Origin of the sequence: Alteraurantiacibacter palmitatis, from assembly GCF_037154115.1 — a bacterium.
GTDB lineage: Bacteria > Pseudomonadota > Alphaproteobacteria > Sphingomonadales > Sphingomonadaceae > Alteraurantiacibacter > Alteraurantiacibacter palmitatis.
In genome coordinates, this window is sequence record NZ_JBANRO010000003.1 from 25,040 (window position 1) to 45,444 (window position 20,405).

General features: G+C 65.0%; 15 protein-coding genes and 1 tRNA gene. 14 read left to right on the forward strand and 2 right to left on the reverse strand.

The features are described 5' to 3' along the window. Positions 1–34 precede the first annotated feature (34 nt). The gene (locus tag WFP44_RS03950) at positions 35–685 is read left to right on the forward strand and encodes a carbonic anhydrase (RefSeq protein ID WP_336925072.1); all 651 of its coding nucleotides are present in this window, start codon (positions 35–37) and stop codon (positions 683–685) included. Beyond that, entirely contained in the window at positions 660–1,403 is a 744-nt protein-coding gene (locus tag WFP44_RS03955; RefSeq protein ID WP_336925073.1) for an NYN domain-containing protein, read from the forward strand. The genes WFP44_RS03950 and WFP44_RS03955 overlap by 26 nt, the downstream gene beginning before the upstream one ends. A 3-nt stretch (positions 1,404–1,406) precedes the next feature. On the opposite strand, the gene WFP44_RS03960 is transcribed toward WFP44_RS03955, so the two are convergent. Together WFP44_RS03960 and mutL are read right to left on the reverse strand one after the other, a co-directional pair. After that, positions 1,407–1,922 (reverse strand): hypothetical protein, encoded by a 516-nt coding sequence (locus tag WFP44_RS03960; protein ID WP_336925074.1) that lies wholly within the window; start codon positions 1,920–1,922, stop codon positions 1,407–1,409. Continuing rightward, positions 1,922–3,709, reverse strand: a complete 1,788-nt coding sequence (gene mutL, locus WFP44_RS03965; protein ID WP_336925339.1) for a DNA mismatch repair endonuclease MutL — start codon at positions 3,707–3,709, stop codon at positions 1,922–1,924. The genes WFP44_RS03960 and mutL overlap by 1 nt, the downstream gene beginning before the upstream one ends. Positions 3,710–3,891: 182 nt before the next feature. On the opposite strand from mutL, the gene WFP44_RS03970 reads away from it, so the two are divergent. The 12 genes from WFP44_RS03970 (at position 3,892) to WFP44_RS04025 (ending at position 20,405) form a co-directional block, all read left to right on the forward strand. Next, positions 3,892–4,938, forward strand: coding sequence for a rod shape-determining protein (locus WFP44_RS03970; RefSeq protein WP_336925075.1), 1,047 nt, complete (start codon positions 3,892–3,894; stop codon positions 4,936–4,938). 99 nt (positions 4,939–5,037) lie between these two features. Then, positions 5,038–5,886, forward strand: a complete 849-nt coding sequence (gene mreC / locus WFP44_RS03975) for a rod shape-determining protein MreC (RefSeq protein WP_336925076.1) — start codon at positions 5,038–5,040, stop codon at positions 5,884–5,886. Next, complete coding sequence (gene mreD / locus WFP44_RS03980; protein WP_336925077.1) at positions 5,886–6,440, forward strand: rod shape-determining protein MreD; 555 nt, start codon at positions 5,886–5,888, stop codon at positions 6,438–6,440. The genes mreC and mreD overlap by 1 nt, the downstream gene beginning before the upstream one ends. 3 nt (positions 6,441–6,443) lie before the next feature. After that, a complete protein-coding gene (mrdA, locus tag WFP44_RS03985) occupies positions 6,444–8,474 on the forward strand; it encodes a penicillin-binding protein 2 (RefSeq protein WP_336925078.1) in 2,031 nt (676 codons plus the stop codon). Then, positions 8,471–9,589, forward strand: a complete 1,119-nt coding sequence (rodA, locus tag WFP44_RS03990; RefSeq protein ID WP_336925079.1) for a rod shape-determining protein RodA — start codon at positions 8,471–8,473, stop codon at positions 9,587–9,589. Before mrdA ends, rodA begins: the two co-directional genes overlap by 4 nt. A 174-nt stretch (positions 9,590–9,763) precedes the next feature. Then, a tRNA-Lys gene (locus WFP44_RS03995) sits at positions 9,764–9,839 on the forward strand. A gap of 253 nt (positions 9,840–10,092) precedes the next feature. After that, positions 10,093–10,965 (forward strand): hypothetical protein, encoded by an 873-nt coding sequence (locus WFP44_RS04000; protein WP_336925080.1) that lies wholly within the window; start codon positions 10,093–10,095, stop codon positions 10,963–10,965. Between the two features lie 11 nt (positions 10,966–10,976). Next, the gene (locus tag WFP44_RS04005; RefSeq protein WP_336925081.1) at positions 10,977–11,456 is read left to right on the forward strand and encodes a hypothetical protein; all 480 of its coding nucleotides are present in this window, start codon (positions 10,977–10,979) and stop codon (positions 11,454–11,456) included. Positions 11,457–11,485: 29 nt separating this feature from the next. Then, entirely contained in the window at positions 11,486–12,526 is a 1,041-nt protein-coding gene (locus tag WFP44_RS04010; protein WP_336925082.1) for a hypothetical protein, read from the forward strand. A 60-nt stretch (positions 12,527–12,586) separates the two neighbouring features. Next, positions 12,587–17,638: a hypothetical protein gene (locus WFP44_RS04015; protein ID WP_336925083.1), complete on the forward strand. Its 5,052-nt coding sequence runs from the start codon at positions 12,587–12,589 to the stop codon at positions 17,636–17,638. A gap of 77 nt (positions 17,639–17,715) precedes the next feature. Then, a complete protein-coding gene (locus tag WFP44_RS04020; RefSeq protein ID WP_336925084.1) occupies positions 17,716–19,593 on the forward strand; it encodes a CshA/CshB family fibrillar adhesin-related protein in 1,878 nt (625 codons plus the stop codon). 83 nt (positions 19,594–19,676) lie between these two features. Next, the gene (locus tag WFP44_RS04025) at positions 19,677–20,405 is read left to right on the forward strand and encodes an SDR family oxidoreductase (protein WP_336925085.1); all 729 of its coding nucleotides are present in this window, start codon (positions 19,677–19,679) and stop codon (positions 20,403–20,405) included.

The following is a 20,405-nucleotide window of genomic DNA, read 5'->3' on the forward strand; positions in this document are numbered from 1 at the left end:
CCACTGGCAATGCCGCGCGGCTAACGGGGACAGGATGGGGAACGAATCTGCCGAATTGCGCGGCCTGATCGCGGGCTATCGCCGCTTCCGCGAGCGCGAGTGGGAATCCGAACGCAGCCGATGGGTGGCCCTCAATGAAGGGCAGCAGCCGCGCATTATGGTTATCGCCTGCTCGGACAGCCGGGTGGATCCGTCGCATATTTTCGATGTGAATCCCGGCGAGATTTTCGTGGTGCGCAATGTCGCCGCACTGGTCCCTCCCTTCGAGGAGACGCCGGGCCATCACGGCGTTTCGGCGGCACTCGAATTTGCGGTGCAGTTCCTGCGCGTCAGCCAGATCGTGGTGTTGGGGCACGGGATGTGCGGCGGGTGCAAGGCGGCGCTGACCCAGTCGATGCAGGGGATGCAGCCGGGGCGCGGCGGCTTCGTGGCGGACTGGATCAGCCTGCTCAACGCCGCGCGCGAGAAAGTGGCATCGCAGCACGGCACGAGCGGGCGCGCGGCCGAACGGGCGATGGAGATGGAGAGCGTGAAGGTCAGCCTTGCCAATCTGCGCACCTTTCCCTGCGTGGCCACCAAGGAAGCGCGCGGCGATCTGACATTGACCGGCGCCTTCTTCGCCATATCCGACGGTCTGCTGCATATTCTGGATGAAGCGGATGGCACGTTCCGCCCAGGGGATTGAGATGCTGAAGAACATTGCCCTGTTGATCGACGCTGACAATGTCACTCCCGACGGGATCGACCCGGTGCTGACTGTGCTGGCCGAGCTGGGGCAGGTGAACATTCGCCGCGCCTATGGCAATTGGGCGAAACCCGCGCTGGTGCACTGGAGCAAGCACACGCTGCGCTACGGCCTGCAGCCGATCCAGCAGTTCGACCTCACACGGGGCAAGAATGCCACCGACATGGCGATGACGATTGACGCCATCGATCTGCTCTATCGCGGCAAAGTCGATGGCTTTGGCATCATGAGCAGCGACAGCGATTTCACCCCTCTTGCCACGCGCCTGCGGCAGGACGGCATCACGGTTTACGGCTTTGGCGACAGCAAGACGCCTGATGCCTTCCGCACCGCCTGCACCCGCTTTATCGAGGTGGACGCCTTGATCGCCGCGGCGCAGGGGGATGACAAGCCGGCCGGTGGCACTGTCAGCCCTCCCGCGCCGAAGCACCCGGTGGACGAGGAGATCATCGAACTGCTGGGAGGGGCATGGAAAGCGTCGAAACGTGATGCGGATGGCTTTGCCCGGCTGGCCGAGGTGGGCAATATCGCCAACAACCGCTCCAGTTTCGATGTGCGCAATTTCGGCTTCCGGCGGCTGGTCGATCTGATCGAGAGCACCGGGCAGTTCAAGGTGGACCGGCGCGAGGACGGGGTTTACGTCAAGCGGCTGCGCTGATCCTCATGCGCCGCAATCCACCGTTCCCGTGCCGGTATAGACGGTGCGGTTCCACCGGTCGCGCAAATGCACAGTGCCCGAATAGCGGGTGGCGCCGCTGCCTTCGGCAATGGCCGTGCCGTCCCCTTCAATCTCCAGCCGGAGCGAATAAGCGCGCCCGTTATAGAGCGTGCGGGTATTCCCCGGCAACTCGCGCGATCCGGGATCTGCGGCAAAGCGCAGCATCTCGCCGTCGATCTTGACGAAAGCATCGGCGGCGCGGGTAACAACCCGCGTGGCGAGGCTGGTGCCGGGGGCGTAAGAACAGGCCAGTCCGTAAAGGTCATGCTGTTCAAGGTCGGGGTAGAGGATCGGCTCGGGTACCACTTCCTCCAGCGGGGGGATCGCCGCATTGGCGCGCTTCACCGCCGCCACCGCCTCGGCATCGCGCCTTGCCTGCTCCTCTGGCGAAACCTGTTCCCCGCAAGCAGAAAGCGACAGACAGGCCCCCAGAAGGACGAAGGGAAACACACGCTTCATCAATGCCTCCCAAACAGCTTTTCGACATCCGCCATCGACAATTTCACCCAGGTGGGGCGGCCATGATTGCACTGGCCTGAACGCGGGGTTCGCTCCATTTCGCGCAGCAGGGCATTCATTTCCGCCACATTGAGCGGTCGCCCGGCGCGCACCGATCCGTGGCAGGCCATCGTTGCAAGCACAAGGTCGAGCTTCTCGCCCAGCAGCAGCCCGTCGCCATGCGCAGCGATATCATCCGCCAGATCGCTGAGCAGCTTTTGCGGATCGGCGCCTTTCAGCACCGCGGGCAAGGCGCGCACCAGCATGGCACCTGGGCCGAAACGTTCGATTTCAAGGCCAAGATCGGCAAATCGCCCCGCCTGCTCCTCCAGCCGGTCGCAGGCCACCTCGTCCAGTTCCACCACATCGGGCAGCAACAGTGCCTGCGACGCGGCCAGAGCATCACCTGACCCCGCCGCGCGCAATCTTTCGAGCACGATGCGTTCATGCGCGGCGTGCTGGTCCACGATGACCAGACCGTCGGCCGCTTCGGCCACGATATAGGTGTTGGCGACCTGCCCGCGCGCCACGCCAAGCGGGTAATTCTGCGCCGATTCCGGCGTGGGGCACGGCTCTACCGCGCGGCCTTGCAGCGGGGCTGGATCCGCGCCGCGCCATGCGGGTGCCGCATCGTGCAGGCGATCCGAAGGCGTAGCCCAATCCGGCCCGCCAAAGATGGAGCGGATTGCCGCCTGTTCGACCACCGGTTCGACCTGCCAGCGGTTCATCGCTGCTGTGTCGGGCATCTGCGCGCTGCGCCGATCCGCGGTGCCAAGGCTCTGGCGCAGGGCGGACACAAGAAACCCGCGCACACCGGCCGCATCGCGGAACCGCACTTCGGTCTTGGCGGGGTGGACATTCACGTCCACCTCCTCGGGCGGCAGGTCCAGAAACAGCGCCAGCACGGCGTGCCGGTCACGCGCCAGCATATCGGCATAGGCCCCGCGCACCGCGCCAGTAAGCAGGCGATCCTTCACCGGCCGCCCGTTGACGAAGAGATATTGGTGATCGGCCACGCCCCGGTTGTAGGTAGGCAGGCCCGCCACGCCCGACAGCCGCATCGCCCCGCGATCCACATCCAGCACCACGCCGTTATCCGCCAGTTCGCGCGCGATCAATTGGGCCACGCGGCTTTCCACGCTTTGTCCTACCTGCACCTGAAACACCCGCCGCCCGTCATGTTCCAGCACAAAGCCGATATCGGGCCGCGCCATCGCCAGCCGCCGCACCACATCGAGGCAGGCGGCATATTCGCTGCGCGCGGTGCGCAGGAATTTGCGGCGCGCCGGGATGCGAGCGAACAGCTGTTCCATCCGCACGCGGGTGCCGGGCGGCAGGGCAGCCGGGCCTTCTTCCACCACGGCGCCGTGATCGACCACGCGCCGCCACCCCTGCTCCGCCTCGCGCGGGCGGCTTTCCAGCGTCAGCCGCGCCACGCTGGCAATGCTGGGCAGAGCTTCGCCGCGAAAACCCAGCGTTGCGACCTGTTCGATCGCTTCATCGGGCAGTTTGGAGGTCGCGTGCCGCTCCAGCGCCAGCGCCATTTCGGCAGGCGCCATGCCGCAGCCGTCATCGGTTACTTCGATGCGCGACAGGCCGCCCTCGCCCAGCGCAACCGCAATCTGGCGCGCCCCGGCGTCGATGGCGTTCTCGACCAGCTCCTTGAGCGCAGAGGCCGGACGCTCGACCACTTCGCCCGCAGCAATGCGGTTGATCAGCGTTTCTGGCAGGCGGCGGATGTGCGGCATTGCCATGACCTAGCGACGAAGGGCCGTCAATTCGAGCCAGACCGTGTAAAAAAGGCCAGCTTGTCCGCACAAAATTTTGGCCTTTCGCCGCGCGGCGCGCTAAGGAGCGCAACCTTCTGCATCACGGCGCTGCGCCACGGCGGACAAGCTCGCCGCAACTTTCGTCAGGACATGGTTTTTCGATGAGTTCCTTTTTCTCCAAGTTCTTCAAATTCGGGTCGCAGAATATGGCGATCGACCTCGGCACGGCCAATACGCTGGTCTATGTGCAGGACCGCGGCATCGTGCTGAACGAGCCGTCGGTCGTCGCGATCGAGACGATCAACGGGATCAAGCGCGTCAAGGCTGTGGGCGACGATGCCAAGATGATGATGGGCAAGACCCCCGACAATATCGAGGCGATCCGCCCGCTGCGTGACGGGGTGATTGCCGACCTCGACGTGGCCGAGGAAATGATCAAGGAATTCATCCGCAAGGTGCATGGAAAGCGCACGCTGCTGCGGTATCCCGAAATCACCATCTGCGTGCCGTCGGGTTCCACCTCCGTCGAACGCCGCGCCATCCGCGATGCGGCCAGCAATGCGGGCGCATCCGAAGTGTTCCTGATCCTCGAACCCATGGCGGCCGCCATCGGCGCCGATATGCCCGTGACCGAACCTGTCGGCAGCATGGTGGTGGATATTGGCGGAGGGACTACCGAAGTGGCCGTGCTCTCGCTCAATGGTCTTGCCTACACCACCTCGGTGCGCACCGGGGGCGACAAGATGGACGAAGCGATCGTGTCCTATGTCCGTCGCCACCACAATCTGCTGATCGGGGAATCCACGGCCGAACGCATCAAGAAGGATTACGGCTGCGCCACCGTGCCGGAAGACGGCATTGGCGAACAGGTGACGATCAAGGGCCGTGATCTGGTCAACGGCGTGCCCAAGGAAATCACGATCAACCAGGCGCATATTGCCGAAGCGCTGTCCGAACCGATCGGCGCCATCGTGGAAGGCGTGCGCATCGCGCTGGAAAATACCGCGCCCGAACTGGCCGCCGACATCGTCGATCAGGGCATCGTGCTCACCGGTGGCGGCGCGCTGATCCGCGGGCTGGACAAGCACCTGATGGAAGAAACCGGCCTGCCGGTCAGCATCGCCGAAGACCCGCTCACCTGCGTGGCGATGGGCACTGGCCGGGCGATGGAAGATCCCACCTATCGCGGCGTGCTGATGACGGCGTAAGGCCGCATCATACGCGCCAAAATGTAAGGCATAGCGGAGGACGTGGCGGTTATGGCGCCGCCCAAGGCACACCGTTCCGGATCCAACAAGCGGGCCCAGATGGGGCTTTTCGCTGGCTATGTGCTGGCCGGGGCCAGCGCGGCCATCGGCGCGGTGCTGCTGGGAATTTCGCTGTGGAGCCCGCAGACCTTTCAGGGTTTGCGCGCCATGGCATTGGATCTTGCGTCCCCTGCCGGGCAGGCTGGTGCCGCCACCCGTGTGCAGAGCCGGTCCTTGTTTGAGGCGATTGCCGGATATTACGACGCCGGCAGCCGCAACGCGGAATTGAGCCGCGAAATGGCAATTGCGCGTGTCCGCCTCGCCGAGGCGGAGGCCTTGCGGCAGGAAAACCAGCGGTTGAAGGCCGCGCTCGACCTGATCGAAGGCGAGGAGCTTGGCCAGGTGGCGGTGGCGCGTCTGATCGGTTCCTCCTCGTCCAGCAGCCGGCGCTTCGCCTTCATTTCCGCCGGGAGCCGTGACGGGGTGCGTCCCGGTATGCCCGTCACATCGCCCATGGGTCTGATCGGCCGCGTGGTTGAAACCGGTTCCAGCACGGCGCGCATCCTTCTGCTGACCGACAGCGGCAGCATGATTCCGGTGCGGCGCGCCACCGACAATGTCGTCGCCTTTGCCGAAGGGCGCGCCGATGGCTCGCTGCGCATCCGCCTGATCAATCTGGGCATCAATCCGCTGGAGGAAGGCGATGTTTTCGTGACATCGGGCGCAGGCGGCATTTTCCGCCCCGGCATCGCCGTTGCCATGGTGACCGAGGTGACCGAGGACGGGGCCATCGCGCAATTGCTCAGCAATCCGGCGGCGACCGATGTGGTGATTGTCGAACCGATCTGGCAACGCCCGGCAATCGAGGCGGCGGAGCGGGAGCTTTCCGCCCAGTCCAGCGTCGACTGATGGAACAGATCAACCCGCGATCCCGGCGCGACGCCTATGGCAAGAAGATCAACCGCGACCATTCGCCGGCGCTGGTATACGGCGTTCCCTGTGTGACGATCATGCTGGGATCGCTGTTCCCGCTGCTGCCGGTCATCGCTCCCGCCCCCATCATGCCGCCAATGGGCCTGATGGTGCTGCTGGCCTGGCGGCTGCTTCGGCCTGGCCTGCTGCCGCTGTGGGTGGGCTTTCCCTTCGGCCTCTTCGACGATCTGTTTTCCGGGCAGCCGCTCGGCAGCGGCATCATGCTCTTCTCGCTGGCCCTCATCGCACTCGACCTTCTGGAATTGCGCCTGCCATGGCGCAATTTCTGGCAGAACTGGCTGACAGGCGCCGTGGTGCTGACCGTTTACCTGCTGCTCGCGGCGATTGTGTCAGGCGCGGATTTCCGGCTGGCGCATTTCGGCCTGTTGCTGCCGCAGCTCTTGCTTGCGATCCTGCTGTTTCCCATAATCTCGTCTCTCATCGTTCTGCTCGACCGCGGGCGCTTGATGCGCGTGCGGCGCATCGGCTGAGTTATGGATAAGCCACCTTCCTCGCACGCTCTCAACCAGTCGTTCCAGCGCCGCACCTTCTTCATCGGCGCGGCGCAGGCGAGCATTGGCCTGCTGCTGGCGGGGCGCATGGGCTATATCGCGGTGGCCGAGAACGAAAAATACCGGATGGAGGCGGAAAGCAACCGGGTGAACCTCACCCTGATTCCGCCGCGCCGGGGCTGGATACTCGACCGGCACGGTGCGCCGCTCGCCTCCAACCGGGCCGATTTTCGCGTCGATATCATTCCGGAACGGGTGGAGGACGTGCAAGGTACAGTGCGTGTGCTGGGCGATCTGCTCGCGCTGTCCGCGGTTGACCGGCAGGACCTGCTCGACCGGCTCGAAAGCGCACCGCGTTTCAGCGCGGTTCCGGTGGCCAGCGGGCTGGATTACGAAACCTTTGCCGCGGTGACTGTGCGCCTGCCCGAATTGCCGGGCGTGATCCCGCAGCGCGGCTATTCGCGCTATTACCCCACCGGCCCTTCGGTAGGGCATCTGATCGGCTATGTCGGCGCGCCAAGCCGTGAGGAATACGAGGCGGAGCCGACCCCATTGCTGCTCACACCGGGTTTCAAACTCGGCAAGGATGGCCTTGAAAAACAATTCGAACAGGAATTGCGCGGCCGGCCTGGTGCGCGGCGGGTAGAGGTCACGGCATCGGGACGCATCGTGCGCGATCTGGATACGCGCGACGACGTGCAGGGCAAGCCCGTCCGCCTCACCATTGACGGCCCCTTGCAGGATTACGCCGCACGGCGTCTTGGCCTTGAATCCGGCTCGGTGGTGGTGATGGATTGCCGCACGGGCGACATCCTGTGCATGGCATCCATGCCCAGTTTCGATCCCAACAGCTTTTCAGACGGGATCGGCCGCGTCGAATACCAGATGCTGGCCGAGAATGAGCGCGTGCCGCTGCGCAACAAGGTGCTCAAGGGGCTGTATCCCCCCGGCTCCACCGTGAAGCCTATGGTAGGCATGGCCTTTCTTGAGGCCGGGATTGACCCCAAGGAAACGGTCTTCTGCGGCGGTGGGCTTCAGGTCGGCAACCGCCGGTTTGGCTGCTGGAACCGGCGCGGCCATGGTCAGGTGGATATGGCCAAGGGCATCTACCAAAGTTGCGATGTCTATTTCTATCACCTCGCCCAGCGCGTCGGGATGGATGCCATCGCCCCCATGGCGCGCAAATGCGGCATGGGCGAGACATTTCCCCTGCCCGTTCTCAGCCAGTTTTTCGGCACTGTTCCCGACCCTGCGTGGAAGATGCAGAAATACGGCCAGCCCTGGCAGAGCTTTGACACGGTCAACGCCACGATCGGACAGGGCTATATGCTCTCCAATCCGCTGCAACTGGCGGTGATGTCCGCGCGCCTTGCCACCGGAAAACGGGTGATGCCGCGCCTTGTATATGACGAAACCCGGCCGCGCTTCGATCTGATGGGCTTTTCGGATGACCATGTCCATGTCATCCAGGAGGCGATGAGTGACGTGGTCAACGGCCCCGGCACAGCGGGGCGCGCTCGGCTTCCCATTCCCGATGTGCTGATGGCCGGCAAGACGGGCACGGCGCAGGTGGTGGGCCTCAACATTTCCAACGGGCGCACCGGCCCGTGGAAATACCGCGACCACGGCCTGTTCACGTTCTTCGCCCCCTACGACAATCCCATCTATGCGGGCGTGGTGGTTATCGAGCATGGCGGCGGCTCCGGCTCCGCCTATCCCGTGGCGCGCGATGTGATGACCTTCCTGTTCGATCCGCAGAAGGGCCTCGATGCGCTGCACGCGCTGGAACGGCAATGGGGCGGCACCGCGCAGGAAAGGCTGGCCGCGGATTATGCCCGCTATGCCGCAGCTGCCGGGGTCGACCTGCCGCGCCCGCCCGATCCCATCACACTGGCAAGGCAGGTGGAAGCGGAAGCCCGCGCCGCGGCACCGGAGCCTGCCACACCGGTGCCAGATGCTATCATTCCGCGTGAAGACCCTGTCGCAAGTGCCACAGAAGGAACGGAAGAATGAGGCGCTCGATTCCGCTTCCCGCGCCGCTCGCTGCCTTGCCCTGGATCATGCTGCTGCCGCTCTTCGCGCTGGTTCTGTTCGGGGCCGCTGTGCTCCATTCGGCGGCGGGTGGCTCCATGTCGCCCTATGCCCTGTCGCACATCTTGCGCTTCCTTGTGTTTCTGGTGGGCGCGCTTGTTCTGATGATGCTTCCCCGCCGCCTGGTCCTCGACAATGCCTATCTGGCTTATGGCGGCGTGCTGGCGCTTCTCGTGGCGGTGGAGGTTGTCGGCGCGGTTGGCGGGGGGAGCCAGCGCTGGCTGGAACTGGGCGTTGTGCGCCTGCAACCCTCGGAACTGATGAAGCCGGTCATTGTGCTGGTGCTGGCGAGCTTCTTTCACACCCTGCCCATCGGGATGTTGCGCAGCTGGCGCGCCTTGCTTCCGCCACTGGTGCTGATGAGCTTGCCGATGGGCCTGGTGCTGTTGCAGCCCGATCTCGGCACCGCGTTGGCGATCGGGTTTGGCGGTGTGGTCGTGGTGTTTCTGGCGGGTGTCCCCTTGCGCTGGTTCATCGGGGGCGGACTGCTTGCGGCCGTGGCAGCGCCGCTCGCCTATTTCTTCGTGCTCCAGGATTATCAGCGCCGGCGCGTGACCACTTTCCTTGATCCGGAGAGCGATCCGCTGGGATCAGGTTATCACATCATCCAGTCGAAAATCGCCATCGGTTCGGGTGGGATCGACGGCAAGGGCTTCGGCCAAGGCTCGCAAAGCCACCTCAATTACCTGCCCGAACCGCATACCGATTTCGTGTTCGCCACCATGGCGGAGGAATGGGGGCTGATCGGCGGGCTGTTCGTGCTGCTGGTGTTCGGCATTATCCTGCGCTGGGGCCTGCTGGTCGCCCGCGCCGCGCCCGATCGTTTTTCGCGCCTGCTGGCAGCAGGCATGACCGCGACGATCTTCTTCTATGTCGCGGTCAATCTGATGATGGTAATGGGCCTCGCGCCGGTGGTGGGCATCCCCCTGCCCTTCATGAGCCACGGCGGTTCATCGATGATGACCAACATGATCTGCATCGGCACGCTGATGATGGTCGATCGCTGGACACGGCAGGGAGGCGGGCGAGCATCCTGAACGGAGCGGCGGGATTGTCCGCAGCCCATTTGGCCGGACGGTTTTTGCGGCAAGCGCCGCTTTTCCCGCGCAGGAGGCCTTTTCATCCCGAGAAGTTGCGCTATAGGCGCGTCTCCCCGCGATTCGCCGCTCAGGCAATCCGGTTCGGTTGTGGCAAAACGCCAATGCCGGTGTGGACGCATAGCTCAGTTGGTAGAGCAGCTGACTCTTAATCAGCGGGTCCTAGGTTCGAGCCCTAGTGCGTCCACCACCTCCCCCTCCTTGTGCCAGTTGACCCCAAGCGCGGACGGCATCTTCGCGCGCAGGGCGTGTTGGAAAAATACGACAAAAGGGCCTGTTAGCTAACGGCTTGTTTACCAAGTCCGGCGCAATAGGCGCCTATGAACTATGCAAAATCCCCTATCCGTCGTGCACGATTTGCACCCTGGCTGTTAACCATCGCGGCGGCGACGCCTTTCCTTGCGACGCCCGCGGCGGCGCGCGGGATTACGGCGGGATCCTTGGTGGAAAACACCGCCACGGCCACCTTCCAGCAGGGCGCAACCACGACCACGGTCACGTCCAACACGGTCGTCGTGCGCATCGACGAACTGCTCGATGTCACCGTGGCATCGCTGGATGGCGCCAATGTGCCCATCACCGCATCGGGCGCGGTGCTGCGCTTTCAGGTGGAGAATACGGGCAATGGCCCGGAAGCCTTCAACCTCCTGGTCGACGCCGCCCTGGCCGGTGACGATTTCGATCCGGCGGTGGTGGCCATCGTCTGGGACAGCAACAATAACGGCATTTACGAGCCGGGCACCGATCTGCTGATCACGCCGGGTGGAGCCACGCCGGTCATGGCTCCCGATGCGCTGGGCACGGTTTTCGTGGTGCTGGAGTGGACGACGCCGCCGGCCGATGGCGATCTGGCGCGCGTGCGCCTCACCGCCACGGCGGTAACCGGCAGCGGGCCTGCGGGCACCGTGTTCGCGGGGGAAGGCGAAGGCGGCGGCGATGCCGTGGTCGGTGCGCAAAATGCCACCGGCAATGCGCTGGGCACCGTGTTCAGCCAGACCGCGACGGTCACGCTCAGCAAGGCGGCAACGATAGTCGATCCCTTTGGCGGCACCGAGGCCGTTCCCGGCGCGGTCGTCACCTATCAACTGACGGCGGCCGTCAACGGCTCTGCGCCGGTTTCCGACCTGGTGGTGAGTGACGCCATCCCCGCAGGCACCAGCTATGTCGCTGCCAGTCTGCGCCTCAACGGCGCTTCGCTGACCGATGCGGCGGGCGATGATGCAGGCACCGCATCTCCCACCGGAATTGCCGTGGATTTGGGCACCGTCGCAGCAGGCGCCAGCCATGTCGTCACCTTCCAGGTTGCGATTGATTGAGGAGGTTTGTGATGTTTTCCAACTTCTTGAAGGCCGCTTTTGTCGCCGGATCGCTCATGGTGGCGGCACCTATGGCAGCAATGGCGCAGGAATCGCCCGTCGCGCTTTCCAGTGCGGTGCAACTGGTCATCCCGGCGGACGAGAATGCCGGCACCGAAGAACAGCTGGCCGAGGCAAGCAATGTGCTGCCGCAGGATCTGCTGCATTTTTCGGTTTCCTACCGCAACACGGGCGCGGAGGCGGTGAGCGACCTCCTCCTCATCAATCCCGTCCCCGCCACCGTGCGGGTGACGGACGGATCGGCCCTGTCCACCCAGGTATCGGTGGATGGCGGCACGAGCTGGGGCAATCTCAGCGAACTTGTCGTTGAACGCGAGAACGGGGAGACCACCCCCGCCACGGTCGACGACATCACCCATCTGCGCTGGACAATCGCGCTGATCGCACCCGGCGAAGCGGGTTCGGTCGGTTTCCGGGCAGTCGTCAAGTAACCGTGCAACTTAATACCAGGGGATAAATCATGAACAGGACCAGACTGCTGGTCGGCACGGCGATCTCTGCCGTGGCCGGCTCGCTGCTTCTTGCGTCTCCGGCTCTTGCGGCCGGCACGCAGGCGGGCAGCACGATTACCAATAATGTGACCGTGCAATACCAGGTGGGCGGCATCGCCCAGACGCAGGCGACCGCGTCAAACACCGTGACGGTTGACCGCAAGGTCGATCTGGTGGTGGCGCGAACCGATGCGTCTGCCACCATCGTCACCCCCGGCGCGACCGCGCAGGCGGTGAGCTTCACCGTGACCAACACCTCGAACGCCACGCTGGATTTCCAGCTCTCCGCCAGCCAGCGCGCCGACGGGGAATCGGTCGACATCTTTGGCAATGACAGCTTCGATACGACCGGCGGCTTCACCTACTACCTGGATGATGGCGACGGCGTGTTCGATGCGGGCGATACCCTTATCACCCACCTCAATGCGCTGGCTCCGGATTCGCCGGTAGTGGTGCACGTGGTTGCCGCCAATGTGCCCAGCGGCCTTGCCAATGCCTCGGTCGCCGGGATCATCCTGACTGCGACGGCCAAGGAAAACAACAACGGCACCGGCCTTGGCACCGATCTGACCCAGGCCACCACCAACACGGCCGGCATGGATACGATCTTTGCCGATGCAGCCGGGTTCGTGGACGGGGCGCGCACGGCATCGTTCAGTGCCATCGACGCCTTCCAGGTGTTCGGTGCCACGTTGTCGGCCACCAAGTCCAGCCGCATCGTGGCGGGCGATTTCGGCACCGGGGCCTTCATTCCCGGCGCCACGATCGAATACTGCATCGCGGTGAGCAATGCCGCAGGCAGCGCCACGGCGGAGAACATCGTGCTGAGCGATACTCTGCCGTCCGAAGTCACCTATGTCGATGCGTTCGGCGTGCTGGTGGGTGGGCCGGATTGCAACACGCCGGGCACGGGTGTTGGTTCGGAATCGGCCGGCGTCGTCACGGGCACCGTGGCCAGCCTTCCGGCTGACACGACCCAGACGCTGATCTTCCGCGCGACGATCAACTGACCGGAACAGCAGGGCCGGCGCGTCACCCGATTGCGCCGGCCCCGTTTCCAAGACATTCGCATGATCTGGCGCACTGATCTCCGCCGCAGCCTGAAGGGCCTTTTCGGCCTTGCCCTGGTATGCGCGCTGGTCGCCCCGCACAGCGCGGTTGGCGGCACGATCAGCAATGTTGCCAATGCCAGCTGGCGCGTGGGCGACACCCGTCAGAGTGTGCAGTCCAACGAAGTTTCCTTTGCCGTACGCACCCCTCCCCCGGCGATGCGCGTGCGCACATTCGTGCCGCAGCCGGGCGCGAACGGTTCGGTCGATCTGCTGGCAAATTACTGCGCAGGCCGCCCCGGTACATCCGGCCCGCTTGCCGTATCGCCCGGCGCCGGACTCACCGTTTCCACACCGGTGGTGGAAAGCAGCAGCGTGCGCGCAGGGCTTCAGATGGTGCTCCAGATTGAAGCGCCCGCCGCCAATCTGGACCCCGCTTCGGTCGATACGCTGGATTTGCTGATCGCTTCGCAAACGGGCGATGCAGAGCGAGTCCGCGCAATCGAGACCGCCGCCAATTCGGGTGTGTTCCTCGCCTCCATCGCCACCACCGCCAATCTGGAGCCAATCGTGCATCACGATTGCCAGCTGGCGGTGCAGAACCATTCGGCCATTACCGTGCGGACGCTGGGCGAAGACGGCGCGGCAGGCACCACGATTGCCAGCCTGGAGGCGCTCGCCGATCCGCTGGGCGTGGTGTTCGACAGCGTGACCGGTGCGCCGGTCAACGGTGCGGTGGTGACGCTGATCGATGCGCGCACCGGCACGCCGGCCAAGGTTTTCGCCTTTGACGGGGTGACGCCTTACCCCTCCTCCATCACCACCGGTTCAGTGGTGACCGATGCTGCGGGTCGCACCTATCCGATGGGTGACGGCGCCTACCAGTTCCCGCTGGCCCCGCTGGGCGATTACCGTCTGGTGGTCAGCCCGCCTGCTCCCTACACGGCCCCTTCGGCAGCCACGGCAGAGCAGATTGCCAGCCTGCCCCGCCCCGGCGGCGGCGCGTTCACCATTCTGCCCGCTTCCTATGGCGCGATTTTTGCACTCACTTCGCTCGACCCGCTGCTGGTGGATATTCCGGTGGATGGCCCGCGCGGCGAGCTGGTAATCCGCAAGACCGCCTCGCGCGACCGGGCGCAGCCGGGCGACAATGTCGTGTACCGCGTCACCCTGACCAACCGCGATCCTGCGCGCCCCAGCGGGCCGATCGTGCTCGATGACCTTGCCAGCGCCGCTCTGCGGCTGCGCGCCGGGTCGGTGCGGGTGAACAATGCGGCCGTGGCCGAGGACGCGCTGGAAATGGCCGGCACCGGGCGCGGCTATGCTCTGGAACTGCCCAGCCTCGCGCCGGGACAGAGCCACACGGTCACCTACATGATGAGCGTGCGTCCCGATGCGTCCGCCGGGGTCGCCATCAACACCGCCACCGCAACCAATGGCGGCACGCGCCAGAGCGCGCAGGCCCGCCTGCGGATCACGCGCAGCGGGCTTGCCAGCCGGATGACGCTGATCGGCCGCGTGACCGAAGGCGGTTGCGTGGATCCGGCGCAGGCGCGCGGGATTCCGGGCGTGCGCGTAATGTTGCAGGATGGCAGTTTTGCCGTAACCGATGCCGAGGGGCGCTATAACTTCGAAGGGCTGGTGCCGGGCACGCACGTCGCGCAGCTGCAGCCGCATACCTTGCCCGAAGGCAGCCGCGCGGTCGATTGCACCCGCACCACCCGCAGCGCAGGCAGCGCCACCTCGCGCTTCGTGCGGGGGCAAGGGGGCAGCCTGGCGGTGGCCGATTTCCATGTCGATCTGCCCGAAGGCGCACTGGATGCGCTGTTCGCCGCACCCGCCTTGCCCATGCCCGCACAGCCGGATGCCGAGAACGAAGCGGAGACCGCGCCGGCTTCCATCGACTGGCTGGCGCAAGGTGATGGCCCGGACGGTTTCCTCTCGCCCGCCGCCGATGCCAACCCGCGCTCCCCCGCGATTCGTGTGGCGGTGCGCCACCGCGCCGATGCCAGCGCCGCGCTGCTGGTGAACGGTGCGCCCGCTCCCGCGCTCGCTTTTGAAGGCACGCAGCGGCAACCTTCGGGCGCTTACGCCGTCAGCCACTGGCGCGGCATTCACCTGTCCGGTGCGGAAACGCGGCTCGATGCGGTGCTGACACGTGGCGAAGACACGCAGACCCTCACCCAAGCCGTGCATTTCGCCGATACGCCCATGCGTGCAGCCATCGTGCCGGAACTCTCCAACCTGATTGCCGATGGCACCACCGCGCCGGTGCTTGCCCTGCGCCTGACCGACCGCAACGGGCGGCCCGTCCATGCGGGCATTTCGGGCGCGTTCACGCTCGACGGCCCCTATCGCAGCGCCAGCGAGGCGCAGGCCTCGCGCCTGCTCGCCCTCAACAATTTCGGCGGCAGCGATGCGCGCTGGGTAATCGAAGGGGATGACGGGATCGCCCGCATCGCGCTCGAACCCACGTTGATCTCCGGCTCGTTCTCGGTCACGCTCAACTTTGCCGATGGCGAAAGCCGGCGGACGCAGCAGATCGACGCCTGGATGCAGCCGGGTGACCAGCCCTGGACGCTGATCGGCCTTGTCGAGGGTTCAGCCGGCGCGCAGAGCGTGGCCGACGCAATGGAGCGCGGCGAGGATTTCTCCAGCGATCTGGGCGGCGATGCGCGCGTCGCGCTCTATGCCAAGGGGCGCGTTCTGGGCCGCTATCTGCTCACCGTCGCGTATGACAGCATGAAACAGGCCGATGACCAGCCCCTGCTCGGCATTATCGATCCCACTGCCTATTACACCATCTTTGCCGACGGGTCGCAGCGGGCATTCGATGCGCAATCGCGCGAGAAGCTGTATGTTCGTGTAGAAACGTCTGCCTTTTATGCGCTTTACGGTGATTTCCTGACAGGCTTTGTGAATACAAGCCTGGCGCATTACCAGCGCACGGCCACCGGCGTGAAGGCCGAGGCGCAGTTTGGCGCGGTGCAGGCGCAGGCCTTCGCCGCCGAAATCGCCACGCGCCACCGCCGCGACGAAATTCAGGGCAACGGGTTGACCGGCCCTTACCGCTTGTCGAGCCGCTATATCCTTCCCGGCAGTGAGCGGGTCGTGGTGGAAGTGCGCGACCGCCTGCGGTCTGAAGTCATTACCGAACGCCGCGTGCTGATGCGCTTTGTCGATTACACGCTCGATATGCTCAGCGGCACGATCACGCTGGCCCAGCCGCTGGCGGGACGCGACGAGGCGCTCGATCCGCAATTCCTGGTGATCGATTACGAGGTCGATGAACAGGGACAGGCGCAGTGGAATGGCGGGGTGCGCACCACCTGGACGGGCATGGGCGGCGCGCTGGAACTGGGGGCCACCGCGATCAGCGACCGGGGCGAGGCCGAACGCGCCAACCTCGGCGCGGTGGATATGCGCCTGCATCTGGACGCCGCGACCGAAGTGCGCGCCGAACTTGCCCTGTCCGATGGCGCCAGTGGCAGCGGCAATGCCTGGCTGGCCGAAATGCGCCACCAGAGCGGCAACCGCGATATCTCCGCCTATGTCCGGCAGGTGGACAGCGATTTCGGTGTGGGCCAGCAGAACCTTGCTGAACGCGGCCGCCGCAAGATCGGCGCCGATGCGCGGGTTGAACTGGTCGAGGGCCTGTCGGCCGTCGCTGCCCTGTGGCGCGAGGACAATCTGGACAACAGCGCCAACCGCGAAGCGGGCGAGCTGCGCCTGCTGCGTCGCACCGAAAGCACCGATATGTTCGCCGGGATCGCGCATCTGTCCGACACCCGCGCCGATGGCGCCGCCGCAACCTCCACCGTGCTGGAAGCAGGCGCAACGCAGCGCCTGTTCGACAACCAGCTTGAAGTGTCGGGCACCACCAGCGTTGCGCTGGGCGGTGCAGACGCGATCGATCTGCCCAACCGGCACACGCTGGGCCTGCGCTATGCGGTGACAAGCGATGTGCGCGCCATTGCCTCTTACGAAATCGCGCAAGGGGCCGCGCTCGACAGCCGCAATTTGCAGGCGGGCTTGGAATTTGCGCCGATCCGGGGCAGCCGTGTGATCACCACGCTGGGCCGGCAGAGCCTGGGCGCGGATGCGGCGCGCAGCTATGCCGCCTTCAGCCTGGGGCAGACCTTAGGCCTTTCCGAAGCGGTCAGCTTTGACCTGCTGGTGGACGGCAACCGGACGCTGAGTGGCGGAATTGCCTTGCCCAATGTGGCAAACCCGGCCCATCCGGTCTCCTCCGGCGGGTATCTGGGCCAGTCCGGTGCGCTGGGCGAGGATTACACGGCCTACAGCATGGGGGCCAATATCCGGCTCGATCAATGGTCGGCCCGCGCCCGCGCCGAACTGCGAACAGGCGAATATGCCGATCGGCGCGGCCTGTCCGCTGCCATCCTGCGCGATCTGGGCGAAGGCAAGGTGGCAGGTGGCGGCTTTACGTGGAGCCGCGCGAGCACCGCCGCAGGAACCAGCGTGACCGTATCCGACGCAGCCCTTTCAGTCGCATGGCGCCCGGCGGCCAGCACCTTCGCCATGCTGGGCAAGGCAGAATACCGCAGCGACCGTGTGGTGGGCGCTGTAGCGGGCGAAATCGGCCCCGCTGGCCGTTCCTCGCTGACACTGGACGGCGATGCGCGCTCGCGCCGCTTCATTCTCTCCACCTCCACCAATTGGGCACCGCGCGGGCAGGATCGCCTGCGCCCCAGCGAAGTGGGCGTGTTTGCCGCCGTCCGGCACGATCTGGACAGTGTGGAAGGTTACAGCGCCAAGGGCACATCGCTGCTGGGCGGGTTTGACCTGCGCATTGCCGTGGGTGAACATATCGAAGTGGGTGGCCGCGCCAATGTGCGCGCCAATCTGGCCGAAGGCTCCACGCATTTCTCGGTCGGGCCGGAAGTGGGCATCAGCCCCGTGCCCGATATGCTGCTGACGGTTGGCTACAATATCACCGGTTTCCGCGATGCCGATTTCGGCGAAGCGCGGCAGACCAATCGCGGCATCTATGCCAACGTCCGGTTGAAGTTCGACCAGGACCTGTTCGGCCTGCTGGGGCGCAGGCAATGAGGTGCTCTGCCCAACTTCCTCGCCTGGTTATGGTGGCATTAACCATGTGCAAAGGGATTCTGCCTAAGGCTCGCCCCGTGTTTGGGCCTGGATGGAAAACCGGATTTGCCGCGCGCCTGATGGCGCTGATCTTTGCCGTGATGGCGGGCGGGATACTGTCCAATCCGGCGCAGGCGCAGAATTGCCAATACGCCACCTCGCAAGGGCCAACCGGGCCGGCCAATTGGCAGACCTATTGCTGGCTCGACCTCACCAATTACAACAACACGGCTGCCCGCAGCACATCGGGCCAGAACATGAGCTACACCCTGCCCGATGGCACGGTGATGACCTTTACCCTGCGCGTATCGGGCGCGGCAGCGGGTGCGGCAGTGTCACCATCATGGACCGGTGCAGCGGTGGGCAACACCGCGTTTCTGGGCATTGGCGGGCGGCCCATATTCTACCAGACCGCATCGGGGACCACCACGGTCACCTTCAGCAATATCGTCCTCACCCCGCCCTCCGGATCGCAAGCGATCACATCCTATATGTTCGTGGTGGGCGACGGCGAAAGCTCGAACGGCGGGGAATCGATCCAAATCACCACCAATGGCGGGGCGTGGCAATTGCTCGATCTCGTTGGCCCGGTCAGCGGGTCGACTTACCCCACGGTCAGCGGGGTGAACACAAGCACCGCCACCGTTACCGGCGTGGGCGGAACGGTGGGGGCGCATATCTTCGGATCGAGCACTCCCACTTCGGTGACGGCCACAATGGTCGGTTCGGGCCTGCAGGGCATGATGTTCGCGGTCCGCTTCGCCTCGATCAGGTTGACGCAGCAGATTACGGCCACACGCATCGACGCGGCAGACCAGTTCACCTTCGACATTGGCGCGGCCAGCAATGGCGCGGTGCTCGCATCAGGCACCACATCGGGCACCGGGCTTGGCCCCTTTGCCGCCGCCGCCCTGTCGAGCAGTTCCGCCCTGCCGCTGCGCCTGGTGCAGAACATGGCAAGCGGCAGCGTGAGCGCGCAGGGTCAATACCGCACGCTGCTGACCTGCACAAATGCGGTCAGTTCGTCCACGATCCTGCCCACCAATGTGGAAACGGTGAATTTCAACCTCGGCGCACTGCAATTCGGCGACAATGTGAGTTGCGTGTTCACCAGCGTGCCGCGCCCGCATCTGCAACTCAGCAAGGCGCTCGCCACGTCAGGGCGGCGATTTGCAACCGACCAGTTCATCATGCGGATCGATCAGGGCAGCACAGTGGTGGCGACGACCACAACCACGGGCACAGGCGCCACGGTCACGACCGGCTCCACTGCGCTGACGCAGGTGACACCCGGCACCGCCTACACGCTGTATGAGCTGGGCGCGGGTGCGACCGCGCTTGACCAATACACCGCGACGATGAGCTGCACCAATGCCTGGAGCGGTTCGACCACGCCGCTGCCAACCACGGCAACCGCCACGATCACGCCGCAGTTCGGCGACATCATCCGCTGCACCATCACGAATACGCGGCGCGGCAATAATGCGACGCTGTCGGTGACGAAAAGCTCCACCCTGCTGTCTGACCCGGTGAACGGCACCACGGTGCCGTTTCATATTCCCGGCGCGCTGGTGCGTTACAGCTTGCTGGTGCAGAATTCGGGCAATCTGCCTGTGGACAACAATTCGGTGCTGGTGATCGATGCCCTGCCAGCCAATCTGCGCGTGGGCACAGCAGCCGCGCCCACTTTCACGCAAGGCTCGCCCACCTCGAACCTTACCTTCAACGCGGCAAATGATGTGCGCTACTCCAACGCAGCGACACAGCCCACCAGCTTTGCCGCCTGCACATATACGCCGATGGCAGCCTACGATCCGGCGGTGCGCTTCATCTGCATCAATCCCAAGGGATCGATGGCCGCATCCACCGGCACGCCGCGCAGCTTCACGGTCAGCTTCACAGCGCAGATCCGCTGACGGGCCAAAATCCCGGTTCCCCTGCCTCGCCCACCCCGCTAAGCACGCGGTCATACAAGCGGCACAAGGGGAAAGTTTGGGCCATGAGCATTCTGAAAGGCCGCGTGGCCGTGGTTACCGGTGCCAGTTCAGGCATCGGCAGGGCCTGCGCGCTGGGCTTCGTGGCAAAGGGTGCCAAGGTCGTGCTGGCCGCGCGCCGGGTTGACCGGCTGGCCGATCTGGTCGCTGAGATCGAAGGGATGGGCGGCGAAGCGCTGGCCGTTGCCACCGATGTGACCGACGAGGCGGCGGTCGAGAACCTGTTCGCGGCAGCGGTGGAACGGTTCGGCACGGTGGATGTGCTCATCAACAATGCCGGGATTGCCGAGAATACGCCGGTCGATCAGGCCAGCCTCGATCACTGGAACACGGTGATCGCCACCAATCTCACCAGCGCCTTCCTGTGCTGCAAGCACGCCTGGCCGATCTTCAAGCGCGGCGGGCATGGGCGCATCGTCAATGTCGGTTCGATCTCGGCCAAGGTGCCGCGGAATGAATGCCCCAGCTATACCGCCAGCAAGTTCGGCCTGGCGGGCCTCACCCATGCGCTGGCGCTGGATGGGCGCGATCACAATATCGCCGTATCGATCTTCCACCCCGGCATCGTCGCCACCGAGATCATGCCGGGATCGGTGAAGCTGCCCGAAAATTTCGCCGCCACGCCCGAAGAAGCAGCGGGCATCATCATCCATATGTGCGATATGCCCGACCACCTCAATTTCTACGAAGCACTGATGGTGCAGAACAAGCTGCCCTTCCTGGGCCGCGGCTGA